The sequence below is a fragment of the Paenibacillus sp. N3/727 genome (assembly GCF_022637315.1).
Classification (GTDB): Bacteria; Bacillota; Bacilli; order Paenibacillales; family Paenibacillaceae; genus Paenibacillus_AQ; species Paenibacillus_AQ uliginis.
Genome location: NZ_CP093336.1, coordinates 3,533,028 through 3,548,292, shown reverse-complemented (window position 1 = coordinate 3,548,292; position 15,265 = coordinate 3,533,028). Strand labels below are relative to the sequence as shown.

Here is a 15,265-nt window from a genome sequence, read left to right as displayed (position 1 = left end):
CTCCTCCTCCCGTTATCTATTTATTATTGGAATTTGTATCTCCATTAATTGTGCATCTTGTTTTGATAACGGTAAATATATTTCCCTGCCAGGTTCGTTCTCCTTGATCTGATAGTTATTTTTCTCAATCCATTTCGCTAAATCAACACAGGCTGTACAAGCAAAGGTAGAATCTGAACGAAAGGCCATTGTGGCCATCATCGGCTCAGGAGGAAGAATCCGTAGTTGAAATGTATCTTGAGATATTAGAAGCTCCCGGGTTAAAAAATAACCGACTTCAAATTCAAACTCATCCTCTTGTTCGTCTATTTCTTTCCACAAAACGACCTGGGGACTTTGAGCCAATTGGCGAGTTTCCTTTGTTAATAATTGATTAAATGTACGAAAGAGATCTGGAATGTCTTCTTCTCTCCCGCGCGCTTTCAAAGAAAGAAACGGTTGAGCACCTTCTGCTTTGATCCTGATTTCTTGTCCTGTTTCCACTTGCCCCTCTCTATCTATAAGCTGCATACGCTCCTCAATTCGGGAGAGCTTGGCTTGTTCCATATCGATGATATGCTGGATTTCACTTTTTTTCAGCTTAAACATCCCTTGAATATGCTCCAATGTAATATCTTCGCGGAGCAACTGTATAATTTGTGGTAATGTGAACCCCAATTCCTTATAAATAAAGATTCGGTTGAGCTCAAGAAGCTGGTCTGCTGAATAGTAACGGTAGCCGGTGTCGTGATCCACCTTTCTCGGCTTTAACATGCCAATCTGGTCATAATAGCGCAATGTTTTTAAGGAGACCTTACTTAGTCTGGAAAACTCACTGATTTTAAACAAAATATCACCTCCAATCTATAACATAATGGAAGTATACAGTTTCCCGTGCAGGGGAAAGTCAAGTCGCGAAGTTTTTATTCAAGCAAGAACATTTTCAGGTTTCTATCTATAAATACGGAATCTGGTTCATGCTGTCCGATGCCTGCGCAATGCCCCCATTTCGATTCAATCGGGAGGAAGAGCGCATCAGGCATATGTTGTGCCTCATATTTGTTATCCTGGGGAGGAAAGAAAAGGTCCGTGCTTCCCGGCATGACCAGTGCCCGTGCTGTAATCCTGCTTAATACAAGTTCAAAATCGCCGTCATACACCGGATTTGCGCTAATGTCGCCGGTGATTCCGGTACGCAGCATGGTGATCAGGTCATTGGCGTCAAAGGTCAAAAACACTTGATCCCAGTAATCCACGAGATATTCCTCCAGTGTGTGGTAGCCCTCTTGCTGATAGAGCTGCTCCAGATAATAAGCCTGGGAGAAGCCCCAAGCCGCATAGACCCGACCCATGGCTGCCAATCCTGCTTTGGGCTGCTGCGTATAAAAGCCATTTTTCCAGGCAGAATCAGCCTGAAGGGCAGCGATCATTCCTTCAAATACAACCTTTGCATGTGGCCGGGTCTTGGCAGTCCCTCCGAATGGAGCGATTCGTTCAACCATATCCGGATAGCTTGCTCCCCACTGAAAGGTCTGCACGGCTCCGAGTGACCAGCCTACGACGAGGGCGATTTTCGTAATGCCAAACTTCTGGGTAACCAGTTGATGCTGCAGCCGAACATTATCATGAATCGAAACCTGCGGAAAATTAGCTTGATGATAGGGCGGGGGCGTATTGCTTGGCGAGGAGGATAATCCATTGCCCAACATATTAGGGATGATGATAAAATACTTTTCCGGGTCCAGTGCCTTACCAGGTCCAATTAACCATTCATTATCGGTATGCTGGCCTGCAAACCAGGTAGGATAAAGGATGACATTGTTTTTTTCTGTATTTAGCGTTCCGTAGGTTTTGTAGGCGAGAACGGCATGTGGCAGGGTGTCACCGGATTGCAGCAGAACGTCCCCTAGTTCATAAATTTCATAATCTCTCATGTGAAAATCTCCTTTTCATAGTTAAAGATGAATTGCTTTTCTTGTCATCACTCTACGATGATGCTATTGTTAAGTCAAAGAAACGTTTCCGAATAGAACGTTCATTTTTTTTGAATTAAGGGGTGGGATGTACTATGGAATTGCGCCAACTAAAGACCTTTCATACGCTTGCTTCCACACTCAACTTTAGCCGCGCTGCAGAAGTGCAAAACTATGTCCCCTCAACGGTTACGATGCAGATGAAGTCATTGGAGGAAGAACTGGGTGTCAAGCTGGTGGACAGATTGGGTAAAAAAGTGATCCTGACCGATGCGGGGAGAAGTTTTCTGCGCTATGTAGACAACATATTGAGTGAGCTTGAAGAAGCACAGCATGCCGTCAAGCAATCTGGCGAGATGACGGGTACGGTGATCATAAGTGCAGATGAAACGTTGTGTACGTACCGACTGCCGGCTGTACTGCGCCGGTTTCGCTTGCGTTATCCAGGGATTCGGCTGATGTTTCGACCGCTGGCTAATCCGAACCTCAAACAGAGCTTACGTGAAGGGGACGCGGACATTATTTTTATGCTGGATGAGAACAAGGGTGAGACCGGATTCTGCGGAGAGAAAATGCTGGATGAACCCTTTTATGTATTGGCAGCGCCCGATCATCCTTTGGCTGTACGAACTGCGTTGACCATTGAAGATTTTAATGGTGAGACCTTTTTGCTGACGGAGAAGGGATGCTCCTATCGCACGTTTTTTGAACGAAGTCTTTCACAGAAGGGCATGGGAGGCATTACCGAATTGGAGTTTAACAGCGCTGAGGCGATTAAACAATGTGCGAAAATAGGAATGGGCATCGCCATATTGCCTGAAATGGCCGTGACCGCAGAAGTGAATCGGGGAGAACTGGTTCCGTTGCCATGGGATTTGACCGCCACATCGTTTGCAACCCAAATGTTTTGGCATGAAGAGAAGTGGATCTCACCTGCGATCGAAGCCTTTTTGAACTTGACCCGAGATACATTTTTGAAAAATAGAATTCTATAAAATAAAAATGTTGGACATCTGCGTTTCTTCGTAAAAATGGGCTGGGATCATGATTAGATAGGAAACAAGCTGGTTCCAAACACGGATCCAGCTTGTTCTTGTTAGACACTGAAGTTCTTCCCGTTGTATAGAATTATAATGAGGAAGACTCGATTAAATTAATTAATTAATTGTACTAGTTTTAATAATGCACTCGAGTAGATCGAATCCTGTCTATGTACAAAACATATCTCTAAATTCCGGTACCCTTCTGGCAGGCGATGGGAAGCGATCGTTCCCAACTCTTCCGCCTTAACAATCGATGATTTTGGAAGCAAAGACACGCCAAGACCTGAAGATACCCCACTTAGAATCACTTCCAACGTTCCAAACTCCATAATCTGATAAGAAGTAAATCCATTTTCATGTAGGAAGCGTTCAGCTTTTGTGCGATGTGTGCATCCAACATCAAAAAACAACATTGGCTTCGTAAGTAATTGGCGTATATCGCTCTTCTCCGGTTCCGAGATCAGCACCAATTCATCTTCAAAAGCTGGAATACTTTCAATATTTGGCTCTTCAATTAGTCCATAAACAAAAGCTCCATCAAGTTCATATTTCAGTACCTTTTGTAAGAGAGTATGTGTTTCACCTGTTATTAGTGATAGATCAACATCAGGGTAACGCGAGTGATAGTCGATCAAAAGTGGTGTCAGATGAATGGCAGCTGTTGTCTCGATTGAACCTACCCGGAGAGGACCGACAGGATGTTCCGAAAATTGTGAGGACTTCACAGCCTCGTCCATCAAAGTCAGTATTTTATCCGAATATATCAGCAAATTTTCGCCTGCAGGCGTTAACGTCATCCCCCGATTAGATCGATAGAAAAGTGGTATCTTTAACTGAGCCTCAAGGTATTGAATACGGTTGGTCACATTGGACTGCACGTAGTTCAAGACCTCCGCAGCCTTCGTTACACTGCCCTCGCGAGCAACAGCTTGAAAAATTTTCAAGTCTTTAGTTTCCATATCTATATCACCTGCTTGGTATGATAATTTCTGATTGTCACGTTCGATTCTGTTCATTTTACTGAATAATATCCCCTATGTACAATTTTTAATAGATACACAGAACACAACTTAGGAGGATATAAGATGAAAGCGATCGTACATGCAAACATTAGTGGTTTGAAGGGCTTAACGTATGAAGACATTAGTGAAAGAGCACCGGGCTATGGCGAAGTGAAAGTTAAGCTTAAAGCTGCAGGGTTGAACCATAGAGACTTGTTCATTATGGAAGATCGAAATGAAGGGGAGTCTCCCTTGATTATAGGTTCAGATGGTGCAGGAAGGATTGAAGCAGTCGGTGAAGGTGTGTTTAATCTTACAATAGGTGCCAATGTAATTATTAATCCATGTATCGGATGGGAGATGACCCATGAAGTTCCATCTGTTCCAGCAATACTAGGCGGTCCTTCAGATGGAACATTCGCCGAGTATGTTACCGTTCCAGCTACTAATGTCGTCAGCAAGCCGGCTTACCTGTCATGGGAAGAAGCGGGCGTATTGCCCTTATCTGCGCTAACAGCCTATCGAGCATTGTTCACGAGAGGACGCTTACAGCAAGGTGAACATATCCTCATTCCTGGAATTGGGGGAGGAGTAGCGACTTATGCCATGCTTATGGCGTTAGCGGTTGGTGCAAAAGTCAGTGTAACTTCACGAAGTGAAACCAAAAGACAAGCTGCACTCTCATATGGAGCTGAATATGCATTTGACAGTCATAGCAATTGGAAGGATAGTATAGGCGATGACACCGTAGACCTCATCCTAGATAGCATAGGCCCTGCAACGTTCCGACAATACTTTGATATCATTAAACCAAATGGCCGTATCGTCATGTTTGGAGCAAGCTCGGGAGACCAAATAGAGATTCCAATCAGAGACATATTCTTTCCCCAAATCAATATCATTGGTACATCAATGGGTAGCAGTGAAGAGTTCACTGAGATGCTTCAATTTATGGAACGTCACTCGCTTCATCCAATCATTGATAAGGTATATCCTTTACAAGATACAATTCAGGCCTTACATCGAATGAAACAGGGAGATCAACTGGGTAACATAGGAATACGAATAGATTAATCTAAAGTCTTTAATAGAGGTATGGTATCTATAATGAAAAGAATAAAGATGGATAAGAATAAGCGCTGACAAATGTGTCGGCGCTTTTTTTTACTTCAAACTGAATATTCGGAGGGTTGACGATGTTGCTTCTTGCAAGCGCATTTGAATTGAAATTGACAATTCGTATACATATGTATACAATCAATACTAAGTTGATATGTATACAATTGCATACAAGGAAGGGTGATTTATAATGAGAAATGAAAAATTTAAGGACCTTAAGAAAGAGGGACATCATCGTGGTGAGCGTCACAAAGGAAGAGATGGTTCACAAGAACGTGGAGCAAAAACCTTTCGCCGGGGTAGAGCAATTGCTTTTTTAGAGAGGATGAATCTTAAGCGTTCAACCATTAAGCAACAGTTAGATAAACCAGAGTTTCAATCTATTCATCCAATTTTAGTCGGTGAATTAAAAGCCATTGATATGGTAATTAACGAATTTATTCAATTATTTGAAATCCATGAGAATGAAGTAATGGATATACCGAGTAATAATGAAGATAAAGAAATTTCGGTGTTGGATAGTAAAAAGTCTTTAGATAATGATGAGGAGGAATTAGATTAAATGAAACAAATTAACGCTTATATCGATTCCGTGTTTCATAATCAAAATGCTCTTTTGGAGGAAGTCATTTCGTCCATTGAAGAAAACGGAATGCCCTCCATTTCGGTATCTCCTTCCTCTGGAAAACTTCTAACCATGCTTATATCAATTTCAGGGGCTAAAAATGTTCTTGAAATAGGTGCTCTTGGAGGTTATAGCGGAATTTGCCTTGCCAGAGGATTCGGTAGAGAAGGAAAATTAACTTCCCTTGAATTAGAGGAGAGATACGCAAAGTTAGCATACAGCAATCTATCTAAAGTAGGCTTTGGCGATCAAGTATCATATATTACAGGGGAAGCTTTGCAAAGCCTCGAAAAACTAGTTGAGGATAATAAACGATTTGATTTTTTCTTTATCGATGCTGATAAAGAAAACTATGAAAATTACCTGAGATATTGCATTAGACTTGCGGATTCGGGTGCTTTAATAGTTACTGATAACGTACTTGCTGGCGGTAGTGTAGCAGACCAGGGGGCTAAACCTAAACGATATACTGAATTAATGAAGAAATTCAATGAAACTGTGGCCAATCATCCTCAATTAGAATCCCTTCTTATTCCAATCGGTGATGGGATGACTATTTCAAAAGTAAAGAAATGAGTCTAACGTATTTGTTGCCTCAATTTATGCTTGAAAATTTAATACTGACAGTATTCCTCAAGGGTCGCAACAAGTGAAGTCGGAAGATCTATTTCATCCTCAACGTAGCTGTTCCCAGGGACATGAATACCTTTGGAGGACAATCGTTCGATTTGAGCCGCCATTCGAGCCGAAAAACCTGGAGCGAGCAGTTCGGGGTTTAGGGCAACCATGAACAGGCCTACACCAGGTGAGTGACTCCCTTCCTCGAAGGATGGCGCATCAAGTGACCAGTTAGCGCCTGTCGTACCTGCGGCGAGAATTTCAACCATGAGTGCGATATTGGCACCGCGCGCACCCCCGAAAGCAAGTAAAGCCCCCTTGATCGCTTCACACGAATCAATGGTGTTTTGTCCCTTCCCGTCGATGGCCCAGCCTTCTGGGATCATCTCCCCCCGTTCTGCCGCCTGCCGTATGTTAACAAACGCCGTGGCGCTAGACGCCTGATCGATAACCAAGGGGGGCCTGTTGTCGACAGGAGCAGCGAATGCCAGAGGATTGGTGCCATAAACAGCCTCGCTACTTTGGCCCGCGGCCATTAAGGCAGATCCATTGGTCGCAGCCATTGCTACCAATCCCTTACGGGCGAGACGTCTTACGTAATAGCCCAATTCTCCAGCCGTATAGCTGTTCTTTAAAGCAAATACGGTTACACCATAAGCACTTGCCCGTGTATGCAATTCCTCGAATGCACGATCAAAACCAAGTTGGGCGATACCACCTTTTGCATCGACATGAATGAGTGTAGGGGCTGGAAAGAAGATCGAAGGCTCTTCTGTGCCAGTAATGCGCCCACACGATAAGCCTTCTAGATAGTCGGGAAGATGAGCAAATCCAACCGAACTACGACCGGAACATTCCGCAGCGACAGTTGCTTCAGCAAGAGAGAGTGCCATCGCTTTACTCGCACCAGCAGCAACACACACGCGAATAGCAAACTCTCTTGCGCTCTTAAGATCGTATCGCATTGTTTCCTCTGAGCATTTCATCACGCTCCCGGCTGAATTTTCTTCTTTACTTGTGAATATAAGTTTTCATAATTATATCATGGAAATATGTTAGCCTAGACAAGTCACCACCAGCCAATCTCGTCTTGATTAACTAATTGGTATGATCCAAGTGTTTTTGTTTAATGATGGAAAGGATAAGAGTATTGGGTTTGGTATTTACTTATAAAAGGGAGTTGAAAAGTTTATGATTAGTAAAGTTGGTCAAATTATGTTGTATGTAAATAACCAAGATGAGGCAGTGGATTTTTGGACAGAAAAAGCAGGTTTTAGCGTAATTTCTGAAGAAAATAACGGTCAGGGAATGAGATGGATTGAAATTGCTCCAATAGAGGGCGCAGAAACAAGCATCATTCTGCACAATAAGGAATTCGTTGCTAAAATGTCCCCTGGATTAAATCTTGGTACACCTTCTTTAATGTTTTTTTCGGAGAATCTCGATGAATTATATAGCGACTTCTCCAATAAAAATATCAAAGTAGGAGAAATTGTAAATATGCCTTCCGGAAGAGTGTTTAACTTTGCAGATAATGAAGAAAATTACTTTGCGGTAATGGAAATTAAATAAGTTGACAATAAGAGACGGCAGCCAGTTACAATGGCTGCCGTTTTTCTCAACCGCCTGGCAATTGATTGCTGACTATTGTGACAACTTCATGATTTGCTCCTAATGATTTCACAATGAATTTCACGCCTTCATACCATGTCTGCTAATGTTAGTGGTGTATAACAATTGAGGGGCAGTTCATTATGAGCAGCATGAATTGGAATATAGATTGATTGATATATTTTTTCGGTAGAGTAAAGTATAAAATGAGAGAAATAGCCACCAAAATAATTTATTACGCATTCGTAGAATAAGAGTAAGATAGGGAGGAATATTTAGATGTCAAAGCATGAAAACGAAGAAATGCTAACAGGAGGGAATGTCTCTAACGTTTATCGTTCGGGAGATACTGTGCGACGAGAATTAAAGCCAGATAGTCCAAAAATTCATAAGCTATTAAAGCATTTGGAGAACAAAGGTTTCAGTTATGCACCAAAGTTTTTAGGTATCGATGAAAAAGGAAGAGAGATGTTATCATTTATTGAAGGAGAAGCTGGTAACTATCCTTTAAAAGAATACATGTGGTCTGATAATGTTTTAATCGATATAGCGAAAATGCTCCGTCTTTATCATGATTCTATGAGTGATTTTTTATTGGATGATAGCTGGCAATCGATAGATAACACCCCCCAACAATTTGAGGTACTATGCCATAATGATTTTGCAATATACAACGTTATTTTTAATCATGAAAGACCAATAGGGATTATTGATTTTGATGTCGCTGGACCTGGTCCAAGACTTTGGGATATAGCTTATACTCTTTATACTTGCATCCCCTTAAGTAGATTTTATTTTTCTGAAACAGGTGAGAAAGTTCATTATAATTCATTACAGCATGCTAACCGAATAAAACAACGAGTTAGATTGTTTTTTGAATCTTACGGTGAGGGAATAGAAGAAGATTATTTGGAAATGGTATTGCTACGATTAGAAGGGTTATGTAAAACAATTACAAGAAAAGCCAGTGAAGGAGACATTGCTTTTCAAAAGATGATAGATGAAGGGCATCTTGAACATTATCAAAATGATATTAAATTCATTCGTGACCATGGAAAAGAGTGGATTTAAGAGTAGGTTTTTGTTGAACTAACGGCTGAAGGGGGATCACCTTTATGTATGAGCGCTTGGCAGAGAAGCTGGACAACACAACAGCCATTAAGTGGCATCAAGGCCACCGTATGGAAGTCAGAACTATATATCCGCAAAATTTGTCATGCTACTATAATAGAAATAGTCAGGATGAGGAGGAACGCAGTAATGACAGATTATAATCAGCCAGTTCTCGATGCATTGCCGCCCAAAGGGAGTAGCAGAGAGAAGGCTATCTCGGAGCTCGGAGCTAACGAGGCGCCTGAGCTGTTGCATCTGGCTAGTACAGAGCGCGGGAAGAGTAAGCTTGCCGCCCAGAGGGCACTGGCTAAGATTGATTATGAACCGGCTGCAGCTTATTGGAAAAAGCTATTAAAGTCGCCTCAAAAATGCGAAAAAATATTAAACCACACATTCTCGAATACAGTGTCGGATCTGCTTGCTGATCGATTGCTAGCTTTTTTGCAGACGTTTCTGGAGAAGAAGCCTGGCAGCACGATCAGCTGGGAAGAGCATGAAACACTGCTTGCCTTACTTGGCATGATGCCGGGCAAAGCGAGTGAGAAGATGTGCGAGGTGTATGAGCTTGCAGCAGAGCATATCCAGAAGGTTTCATCATTTAAGCGCGACAGCGAGGTACTAAAGTTAACCCACAGAGATACTTCTTTCTTTAATATAAGCGAAACGTTGAAAGGTGTGACTTTAGAGCAAGCCTTTCCTATGATTTTGGTTGGCTCTGTTTTGATGGATGGAGATATTAGGTTGCAAGCGCTGGCTTGCAAGCTATATGAACAATATGGGGGAGCCTGGCTGTCTCCTGTCTTCGCTTCTGCGCTTCTAACCAAGCCTGCTGGCGATGTTTTCGAGGTGTTTTCAAAGTATTACAAAGATCCGGTGGCGCAGCGTCTTATTATGAACGTGCTAGGTACGGTGAAGTTTGATACTAAGCAAAACCGGCATACATTTATGTTTGGCTGGGGTCATATGCTTAGGAATGATACATATTTTTCACTTACACCGCTGCTGTTTGAGGATTTGGATGTGCGCTGGATAGAACTTTTGGCAGCTGAACCGGAGAAGAAAAAGCTAAGCGGTCTTATTAAAACGAGCTATTATGTTGGAAAAGTAACTGGAGAATTTGATGATGTGCTGGGTGATCTGCTCCCGCTAAATAATGAAGTTTGCTGCCAAAAGGTTCAATCGTATTTTCTGAAAAGAGCGATTCTGGATGATGGAATTGGCGCGACGTATGTTGGTATTTTGTATCGGATAGGTTATGAGGACGTTGAATCGATTCTTATGAAAAAATGGTCCCAAAAGGAAAATGCAACCTCTATTTGGAATGTGTCCAGTGATTTGCAGTCTTTTACCCATTGGTCAGCACCGAAGAGAGCAGTCCTTTTTAAACAGGTTGGACAATTGGTTCAGGAGAAGAAATTAAGAATAAGCTATTGGAAGTCGGACACGGCCGAGGAGCTGAAGAATAAGCTGCTCAAGTAGCAATAGAAGGAGCGGATTAGCAGAAATAAAGGGGGATGCGGAATGCGCTCAATGAATGATAATCTACTGCTGGCCAAACAATTACTTATTAAATATAAACTTTCAACAAAAAACTATGTCCGCAGTAAATCCAGAAGGAAAACTACTCCTTTCTTCACCTTCACAAATAAACTTAGTGCCTAGTGGGAATGGCGAATGTTTTTCTTCTCTTTATCAATCAGGCGCTCTTGCGGATATAAAACGCAGGGGGATAACTTGGTTGTTTTATTATAGCGTTGATAATACCATTATTAAAATAGCAGACCCTTTGTTTATAGGGTATTCTGCTTGTTGCAATCAACCAATAGCTGTAAAAGTAACTGAAAAGTGTGACCCAGATGAAAAGGTTGGGGTCTTGTGCTTGAGTAACGGACGTCCATCCGTATTAGAATATAATGAAATACCAGAATCAATATTAGAAGAACGGGATATTCAAGGCAATTTGTTATTAAATCTCGCCAACATTTCCATACATATGTTTAGATATGATTTCGTTGAAAGTTTTGCCCATCATAATACCCCGTACCACATTGCTCTGAAAAAAATACCTTATATCGATTCTAAGGGCTATGTTGTAACCCCCAGTGAACCAAATGCATACAAGTTGGAAAGATTCATTTTTGACTACTTCCGTTTGGCAGAAAAAGTTACAGTTTTAATGGTTGAACGGGAAGCTCCAGTAAAAAATAGAGAAGGACAGGACAGTCCTTTTACTGCAAGAAACCAAATTTTTAATCTCCATAAGAAATGGATAGAGAATAGTGGCGCCAGTATATTAGAACTAGAACAAAACCGACAAATTGAAGTGTCTCCTTTAATCTCATACTCTGGAGAAGGAGTAAATGAAAATTTAGAAAAGATAATCCTGAGTCAGAAAGACGATTCAAATAATGGGTAACGATAGTTCAAACAACCAGGGAGTAGACCGCTACAGGCAACTGTTCCCTTTCGCATTGAAGTACAGGCAGTTTACGATAATAAGAACCTGCAGCCTATACTTTACAGGAGAACAAACATTCGGTAGTCTATGTATAAGTAAATACATATAGTGGTGGCATTGATTCGTGCTACCCGATGGAGAAGGAGTGCGTCACATTGGAATTTAATAATCTAATTCTTTGGATTGGCGGTTCCCCCGACTCAGGGAAAAGCACGATAGCAAGGTACATCGTTCAAAAATACAACCTATCATACTATGATTATGATAGTAATGAAAATAGGCATCATGAAGAGATTTCCGCTCATTCAGTTGGTGCAGAAGAAATCCTTTCTTCGACTATGGAAGACAATTGGGTGTATATCACGCCAGACGAATTAGTTCATAGGTCAAATGCGTCATTTCGTGGTCGATTTCCTATGGTGGTCCGTGATTTATCTGCAATGAATGTCGATAATCCAATTTTAGCAGAAGGATTTGGACTTACGCCGAATCTGGTAGCTCCTTTTTTAGGCAATTCAAACCAAGCGATTTGGTTTGTGTCGGATGAACACTTTAAGATGACTTCTGCAAAGAAACGCAGAAAATTGTCAGGAGAATTTAAGACAATTGATATAGAAAACGTAGCACTGGAGAACATGCATAAACGAGATATGCTAATTGACGCTCAAATAAGAGAAGAAGCAAACCAGCTCGGTCTAAAAGTTATCGAAGTAAATTCCGCAGTACCTTTTGAAGTTGCTGTTAAATTGGTTGAGAAGCATTTTGATGAATATCTAACATGTTGGAGACGTCATTCTTGACCTGTAATTTTAACGGTGATGTTAAACTAACGGGAAACGATAATGTAGGAGTTTGCTTTGAAGCAGCTCCTTCTTCTTTTGTTGAAGTAACGGGCAGGATAGCGTAATATTTTGGTTGTAGTTATAATGTTTAATAGGGCTATTTAATGGCTCCAATTCATCAGGAGTTACCAATAACCTGTGTCGAAATATTCGAAAAGGGGCAAGTTGTGTGAAAAAGACTGAAAGAACTTACAACACTGCAGTAGAGGCAACTTTAGAGGTAATTGGTGGGAAATGGAAACCTGTTATTCTCTTTCATCTGACATTCGGTAAGAAACGTAATAATGAATTTATGAGCTTGATTCCCGCAATTACACAAAAGATGTTAACGCAGCACCTTCGGGAGCTTGAAGAAGAGGGCGTCATCTTACGTATTTCCTATAATCAGGTACCACCGAGAGTTGAGTATGAGTTGACAGACTACGGCTGGAGTCTAAAGGAACTCCTACATCTGATGTGCCGTTGGGGGGATTCGCATATAGAGAGAAAGTACAAGGGAAAGGCTAGCGTTCTGGCTAATCCAATGCTTAAAGACGTAAATAACAGTTAAGAAACCGACCCAATATACAAGGTCGGCTTTCTTATTTTATACGATAGTTTACGGGATGACTTTACGCTTGCGGAAGTCATTGAAGATGTCCATAAACATTGCTTCGGTATCGACGAATTCGTGAAAGCCTAAACGACGAGCTTTAGTTCCGTCGGCGAAAAAATCGTAATCCCATGCAAACACGAAATCGCCGAATAGCCAAGAGGATACGTCTTTATAGGAATTCCGAGCAAGACCATGCTTCTCAACCATATTGTTCCAAAGCTGCTCCTTGTCCGCCATGACAACGTCCAGAGACATCTGCAGCGGAGGCGCTGTTTCCATGCCAAAGTATTGAGCGATCTTCGGCCATAACTCATTCCAACGAAACAGATCGCCATTCGTAATGTTGAATGCCTGATTCGCACAGCGCTCGTCGGTCGCCGCCCATACTGTTGCTTTTGCGAGAAGCCCAGCGTCTGTCATCTCCAAGAGGCTGTTGTAAGCTCCCGACTTACCTGGAAACCGCAAAGGTATTCCAAGTTCCTTCGAAATTGAAGCGTAAATCGCTATGACCATTGCGAGGTTCATCGGATTTCCGAGCGAGAAGCCGCAGACTACAGAAGGACGGAGTGCCGACCAAGTCCAAGCCTTACCTTTTTGCCGTTGTTCTAAGAAATCTTGCTGATCAATATTGAACTCAGGAGGCATGTGGTTAGCGTCAGTCTCACGAGCAGGAGTTTTGAATGGGCCGAGATGTGCACCGTATACCTTGTATCCCTGCATCAGACTGACATGTTTCAAGCCCGACGCGATTGGTTCGATCACTTCTACGATGTTCACTAACATGGCGAGATTCGGTGGAACAAGTTCAGCCCAAGTTGGACGGTCTTGGTAAGCAGCATAAAAAATGTGTGTTACATCAGTTAAATCGCTTAACTTCTCGCGAAGCTCGTCTATATTGAGTAGATCCGCAGCCACATATCGAACATGGTTGCTAGATTCTCCACCGCGACGCGATACGCCGATCACGTCCCAATCAGGGAGAGTGATGAGGTGATCGATGAGGTTGCGACCGATAACACCATTTGCACCCACGACTAAGGCGACTTTACGTGTTGTTGTAGATTCAATATTCATAGTGTTTCAGCTCCTTCTGTACTATTTTTTGTACAACATTATTTTGCATTAACTAACCATACATAGGAAGTACGCACTTTAAAGTGACATAAGCACTTTAAAGTAATCGAGGGTATATTCAGAGGGAAAGAAGTCAGTCAACTCTCTCTTTGGCTTTCTTAATGCAAACAGAATAAAACCTCCCATTAAACCTAGATTTAATAGGTTTAATGGGAGGTTTTATTATAAATTTAAATGAATTGTGGAGACTGTATGGTGTTTAAGAGAAGGGATGATAATGGAGATGACAAACAATATGTACGTAGAAACAAGACTGCCTATTTCTATCATTTCAGTAAACACTATCTCGCCTATTATTATGGGATTGGAACGTGGCTTCAGTAAAGAAGTTTACTTAGATAGTTTAAAAATTATTCCGCTTATGTGGATAATCGTAATTTTATCAGTAAGGTTGATTGCGGGACCGCTCGTTGCTAAGCTGATGCCAAAATTCGTGGGACAGACAGATGGATTTAATGCCAGAGTATTATTAAATACTGTATTAAATGTAACGGTGTTATCTCTTTGGCTATCAATTATAGGAACTTGGGTCGGTACGAAACAAATAAGCTTAGAACCGTTTGAAAATTTCCTTCATATTTGGCCTAGAAACTTTGGTATAGCATTATGGATTGAATTGTTGATTGTACAGCCTATAGCAAGATTTGCAATGAAAAAATTACACGCAAGACAGGCGAGTAAAGCTGAGAGTGTGAATTTTTAACAGGTAGAAGTGCGTGTCAGAACATAGATAAATTTTTTTCTTGTTTTGCCGATTGTTTTTTTAAAAAACCAGTCGACATTTTTAATGCGATGAAATTGTAAGAGATTCATTATGTATGAGTTTAAACATTTACAAAAATCGGATTTGCATTAAAAAGATCTTGAGCAGGCCTTTGCTTAGCTTTCGAATGTAAAAGACTGACATCCTATGATTGGTAATATAATGTGGAGGAACATAGCCCAAGCGAAGGCTAGAGAGTGTTCTTTTTTATTGAACTAACGGGCAGTTTAACGTAGGGAATTAAGTGCCTGTGTTTGCGTGTATTTATGCAGCAGGTTTGATTCTATGGTCACCAAGCAAAATGTGAGACAGATCTCCGTTTTTACGGGGGTCTATTTTCATTTGCGGAAATTGAGCGATTTGACTATTCATTTGTCCATATCCATTAAAT

At 41.4% G+C, this 15,265-nt stretch carries 17 protein-coding genes; 12 read left to right on the top strand and 5 right to left on the bottom strand.

Annotation, left to right across the window (positions count from 1 at the left end; genetic code table 11):
• Positions 1 to 12 precede the first annotated feature (12 nt).
• Together MNQ98_RS16185 and MNQ98_RS16180 are read right to left on the bottom strand one after the other, a co-directional pair.
• Positions 13 to 828: a MerR family transcriptional regulator gene (locus tag MNQ98_RS16185; protein ID WP_241929181.1), complete on the bottom strand. Its 816-nt coding sequence runs from the start codon at positions 826 to 828 to the stop codon at positions 13 to 15.
• A 74-nt stretch (positions 829 to 902) separates the two neighbouring features.
• Positions 903 to 1,913 carry an alpha/beta fold hydrolase gene (locus MNQ98_RS16180; RefSeq protein ID WP_241929180.1) on the bottom strand — a complete coding sequence of 337 codons (1,011 nt, stop codon included), beginning with the start codon at positions 1,911 to 1,913 and terminating at the stop codon, positions 903 to 905.
• A 134-nt stretch (positions 1,914 to 2,047) separates the two neighbouring features.
• Here MNQ98_RS16180 and MNQ98_RS16175 point away from each other — a divergent pair, with 134 nt between their 5' ends.
• Positions 2,048 to 2,947 carry a LysR family transcriptional regulator gene (locus tag MNQ98_RS16175; RefSeq protein WP_241929179.1) on the top strand — a complete coding sequence of 300 codons (900 nt, stop codon included), beginning with the start codon at positions 2,048 to 2,050 and terminating at the stop codon, positions 2,945 to 2,947.
• Positions 2,948 to 3,105: 158 nt separating this feature from the next.
• Here the strand turns inward: MNQ98_RS16175 and MNQ98_RS16170 are convergent, their stop codons facing one another.
• Positions 3,106 to 3,954 carry a LysR family transcriptional regulator gene (locus MNQ98_RS16170; protein ID WP_241933939.1) on the bottom strand — a complete coding sequence of 283 codons (849 nt, stop codon included), beginning with the start codon at positions 3,952 to 3,954 and terminating at the stop codon, positions 3,106 to 3,108.
• Positions 3,955 to 4,080: 126 nt separating this feature from the next.
• On the opposite strand from MNQ98_RS16170, the gene MNQ98_RS16165 reads away from it, so the two are divergent.
• The 3 genes from MNQ98_RS16165 (at position 4,081) to MNQ98_RS16155 (ending at position 6,316) form a co-directional block, all read left to right on the top strand.
• Positions 4,081 to 5,070, top strand: coding sequence for a zinc-binding dehydrogenase (locus MNQ98_RS16165; protein WP_241929178.1), 990 nt, complete (start codon positions 4,081 to 4,083; stop codon positions 5,068 to 5,070).
• Positions 5,071 to 5,305: 235 nt separating this feature from the next.
• The gene (locus tag MNQ98_RS16160) at positions 5,306 to 5,677 is read left to right on the top strand and encodes a hypothetical protein (RefSeq protein ID WP_241929177.1); all 372 of its coding nucleotides are present in this window, start codon (positions 5,306 to 5,308) and stop codon (positions 5,675 to 5,677) included.
• Positions 5,678 to 6,316: an O-methyltransferase gene (locus MNQ98_RS16155; RefSeq protein ID WP_241929176.1), complete on the top strand. Its 639-nt coding sequence runs from the start codon at positions 5,678 to 5,680 to the stop codon at positions 6,314 to 6,316.
• 38 nt (positions 6,317 to 6,354) lie between these two features.
• Here MNQ98_RS16155 and MNQ98_RS16150 read toward each other — a convergent pair whose 3' ends face one another.
• Complete coding sequence (locus MNQ98_RS16150; RefSeq protein ID WP_241929175.1) at positions 6,355 to 7,323, bottom strand: Ldh family oxidoreductase; 969 nt, start codon at positions 7,321 to 7,323, stop codon at positions 6,355 to 6,357.
• A gap of 226 nt (positions 7,324 to 7,549) precedes the next feature.
• On the opposite strand from MNQ98_RS16150, the gene MNQ98_RS16145 reads away from it, so the two are divergent.
• The 7 genes from MNQ98_RS16145 (at position 7,550) to MNQ98_RS16115 (ending at position 12,932) form a co-directional block, all read left to right on the top strand.
• Complete coding sequence (locus MNQ98_RS16145) at positions 7,550 to 7,930, top strand: VOC family protein (protein ID WP_241929174.1); 381 nt, start codon at positions 7,550 to 7,552, stop codon at positions 7,928 to 7,930.
• Between the two features lie 318 nt (positions 7,931 to 8,248).
• A complete protein-coding gene (locus tag MNQ98_RS16140) occupies positions 8,249 to 9,040 on the top strand; it encodes an aminoglycoside phosphotransferase family protein (protein WP_241929173.1) in 792 nt (263 codons plus the stop codon).
• A gap of 44 nt (positions 9,041 to 9,084) precedes the next feature.
• Positions 9,085 to 9,243: a hypothetical protein gene (locus tag MNQ98_RS16135; RefSeq protein WP_241929172.1), complete on the top strand. Its 159-nt coding sequence runs from the start codon at positions 9,085 to 9,087 to the stop codon at positions 9,241 to 9,243.
• Positions 9,230 to 10,561, top strand: coding sequence for a hypothetical protein (locus tag MNQ98_RS16130; protein ID WP_241929171.1), 1,332 nt, complete (start codon positions 9,230 to 9,232; stop codon positions 10,559 to 10,561). Before MNQ98_RS16135 ends, MNQ98_RS16130 begins: the two co-directional genes overlap by 14 nt.
• Positions 10,562 to 10,616: 55 nt before the next feature.
• Positions 10,617 to 11,498: a UTP--glucose-1-phosphate uridylyltransferase gene (locus tag MNQ98_RS16125; protein WP_241929170.1), complete on the top strand. Its 882-nt coding sequence runs from the start codon at positions 10,617 to 10,619 to the stop codon at positions 11,496 to 11,498.
• A 197-nt stretch (positions 11,499 to 11,695) separates the two neighbouring features.
• The gene (locus MNQ98_RS16120) at positions 11,696 to 12,340 is read left to right on the top strand and encodes a nucleoside/nucleotide kinase family protein (protein ID WP_241929169.1); all 645 of its coding nucleotides are present in this window, start codon (positions 11,696 to 11,698) and stop codon (positions 12,338 to 12,340) included.
• Between the two features lie 211 nt (positions 12,341 to 12,551).
• Positions 12,552 to 12,932, top strand: coding sequence for a winged helix-turn-helix transcriptional regulator (locus tag MNQ98_RS16115; RefSeq protein WP_241929168.1), 381 nt, complete (start codon positions 12,552 to 12,554; stop codon positions 12,930 to 12,932).
• A gap of 48 nt (positions 12,933 to 12,980) precedes the next feature.
• Here the strand turns inward: MNQ98_RS16115 and MNQ98_RS16110 are convergent, their stop codons facing one another.
• Complete coding sequence (locus MNQ98_RS16110; protein WP_241929167.1) at positions 12,981 to 14,051, bottom strand: SDR family oxidoreductase; 1,071 nt, start codon at positions 14,049 to 14,051, stop codon at positions 12,981 to 12,983.
• Positions 14,052 to 14,346: 295 nt separating this feature from the next.
• On the opposite strand from MNQ98_RS16110, the gene MNQ98_RS16105 reads away from it, so the two are divergent.
• Positions 14,347 to 14,814, top strand: a complete 468-nt coding sequence (locus MNQ98_RS16105) for a DUF2798 domain-containing protein (protein WP_481856772.1) — start codon at positions 14,347 to 14,349, stop codon at positions 14,812 to 14,814.
• Positions 14,815 to 15,265 lie beyond the last annotated feature (451 nt).

What these genes read in the sequence shown, in the direction of transcription:
- MNQ98_RS16180 (WP_241929180.1), bottom strand. Translation starts at nt 1,913, where the DNA reads ATGAGAGATTATGAAATTTATGAACTAGGGGACGTTCTGCTGCAATCC.
- MNQ98_RS16175 (WP_241929179.1), top strand. Translation starts at nt 2,048, where the DNA reads ATGGAATTGCGCCAACTAAAGACCTTTCATACGCTTGCTTCCACACTC.
- MNQ98_RS16170 (WP_241933939.1), bottom strand. Translation starts at nt 3,954, where the DNA reads ATGGAAACTAAAGACTTGAAAATTTTTCAAGCTGTTGCTCGCGAGGGC.
- MNQ98_RS16165 (WP_241929178.1), top strand. Translation starts at nt 4,081, where the DNA reads ATGAAAGCGATCGTACATGCAAACATTAGTGGTTTGAAGGGCTTAACG.
- MNQ98_RS16160 (WP_241929177.1), top strand. Translation starts at nt 5,306, where the DNA reads ATGAGAAATGAAAAATTTAAGGACCTTAAGAAAGAGGGACATCATCGT.
- MNQ98_RS16155 (WP_241929176.1), top strand. Translation starts at nt 5,678, where the DNA reads ATGAAACAAATTAACGCTTATATCGATTCCGTGTTTCATAATCAAAAT.
- MNQ98_RS16150 (WP_241929175.1), bottom strand. Translation starts at nt 7,323, where the DNA reads ATGCGATACGATCTTAAGAGCGCAAGAGAGTTTGCTATTCGCGTGTGT.
- MNQ98_RS16145 (WP_241929174.1), top strand. Translation starts at nt 7,550, where the DNA reads ATGATTAGTAAAGTTGGTCAAATTATGTTGTATGTAAATAACCAAGAT.
- MNQ98_RS16140 (WP_241929173.1), top strand. Translation starts at nt 8,249, where the DNA reads ATGTCAAAGCATGAAAACGAAGAAATGCTAACAGGAGGGAATGTCTCT.
- MNQ98_RS16135 (WP_241929172.1), top strand. Translation starts at nt 9,085, where the DNA reads ATGTATGAGCGCTTGGCAGAGAAGCTGGACAACACAACAGCCATTAAG.
- MNQ98_RS16130 (WP_241929171.1), top strand. Translation starts at nt 9,230, where the DNA reads ATGACAGATTATAATCAGCCAGTTCTCGATGCATTGCCGCCCAAAGGG.
- MNQ98_RS16125 (WP_241929170.1), top strand. Translation starts at nt 10,617, where the DNA reads ATGATAATCTACTGCTGGCCAAACAATTACTTATTAAATATAAACTTT.
- MNQ98_RS16110 (WP_241929167.1), bottom strand. Translation starts at nt 14,051, where the DNA reads ATGAATATTGAATCTACAACAACACGTAAAGTCGCCTTAGTCGTGGGT.
- MNQ98_RS16105 (WP_481856772.1), top strand. Translation starts at nt 14,347, where the DNA reads ATGTACGTAGAAACAAGACTGCCTATTTCTATCATTTCAGTAAACACT.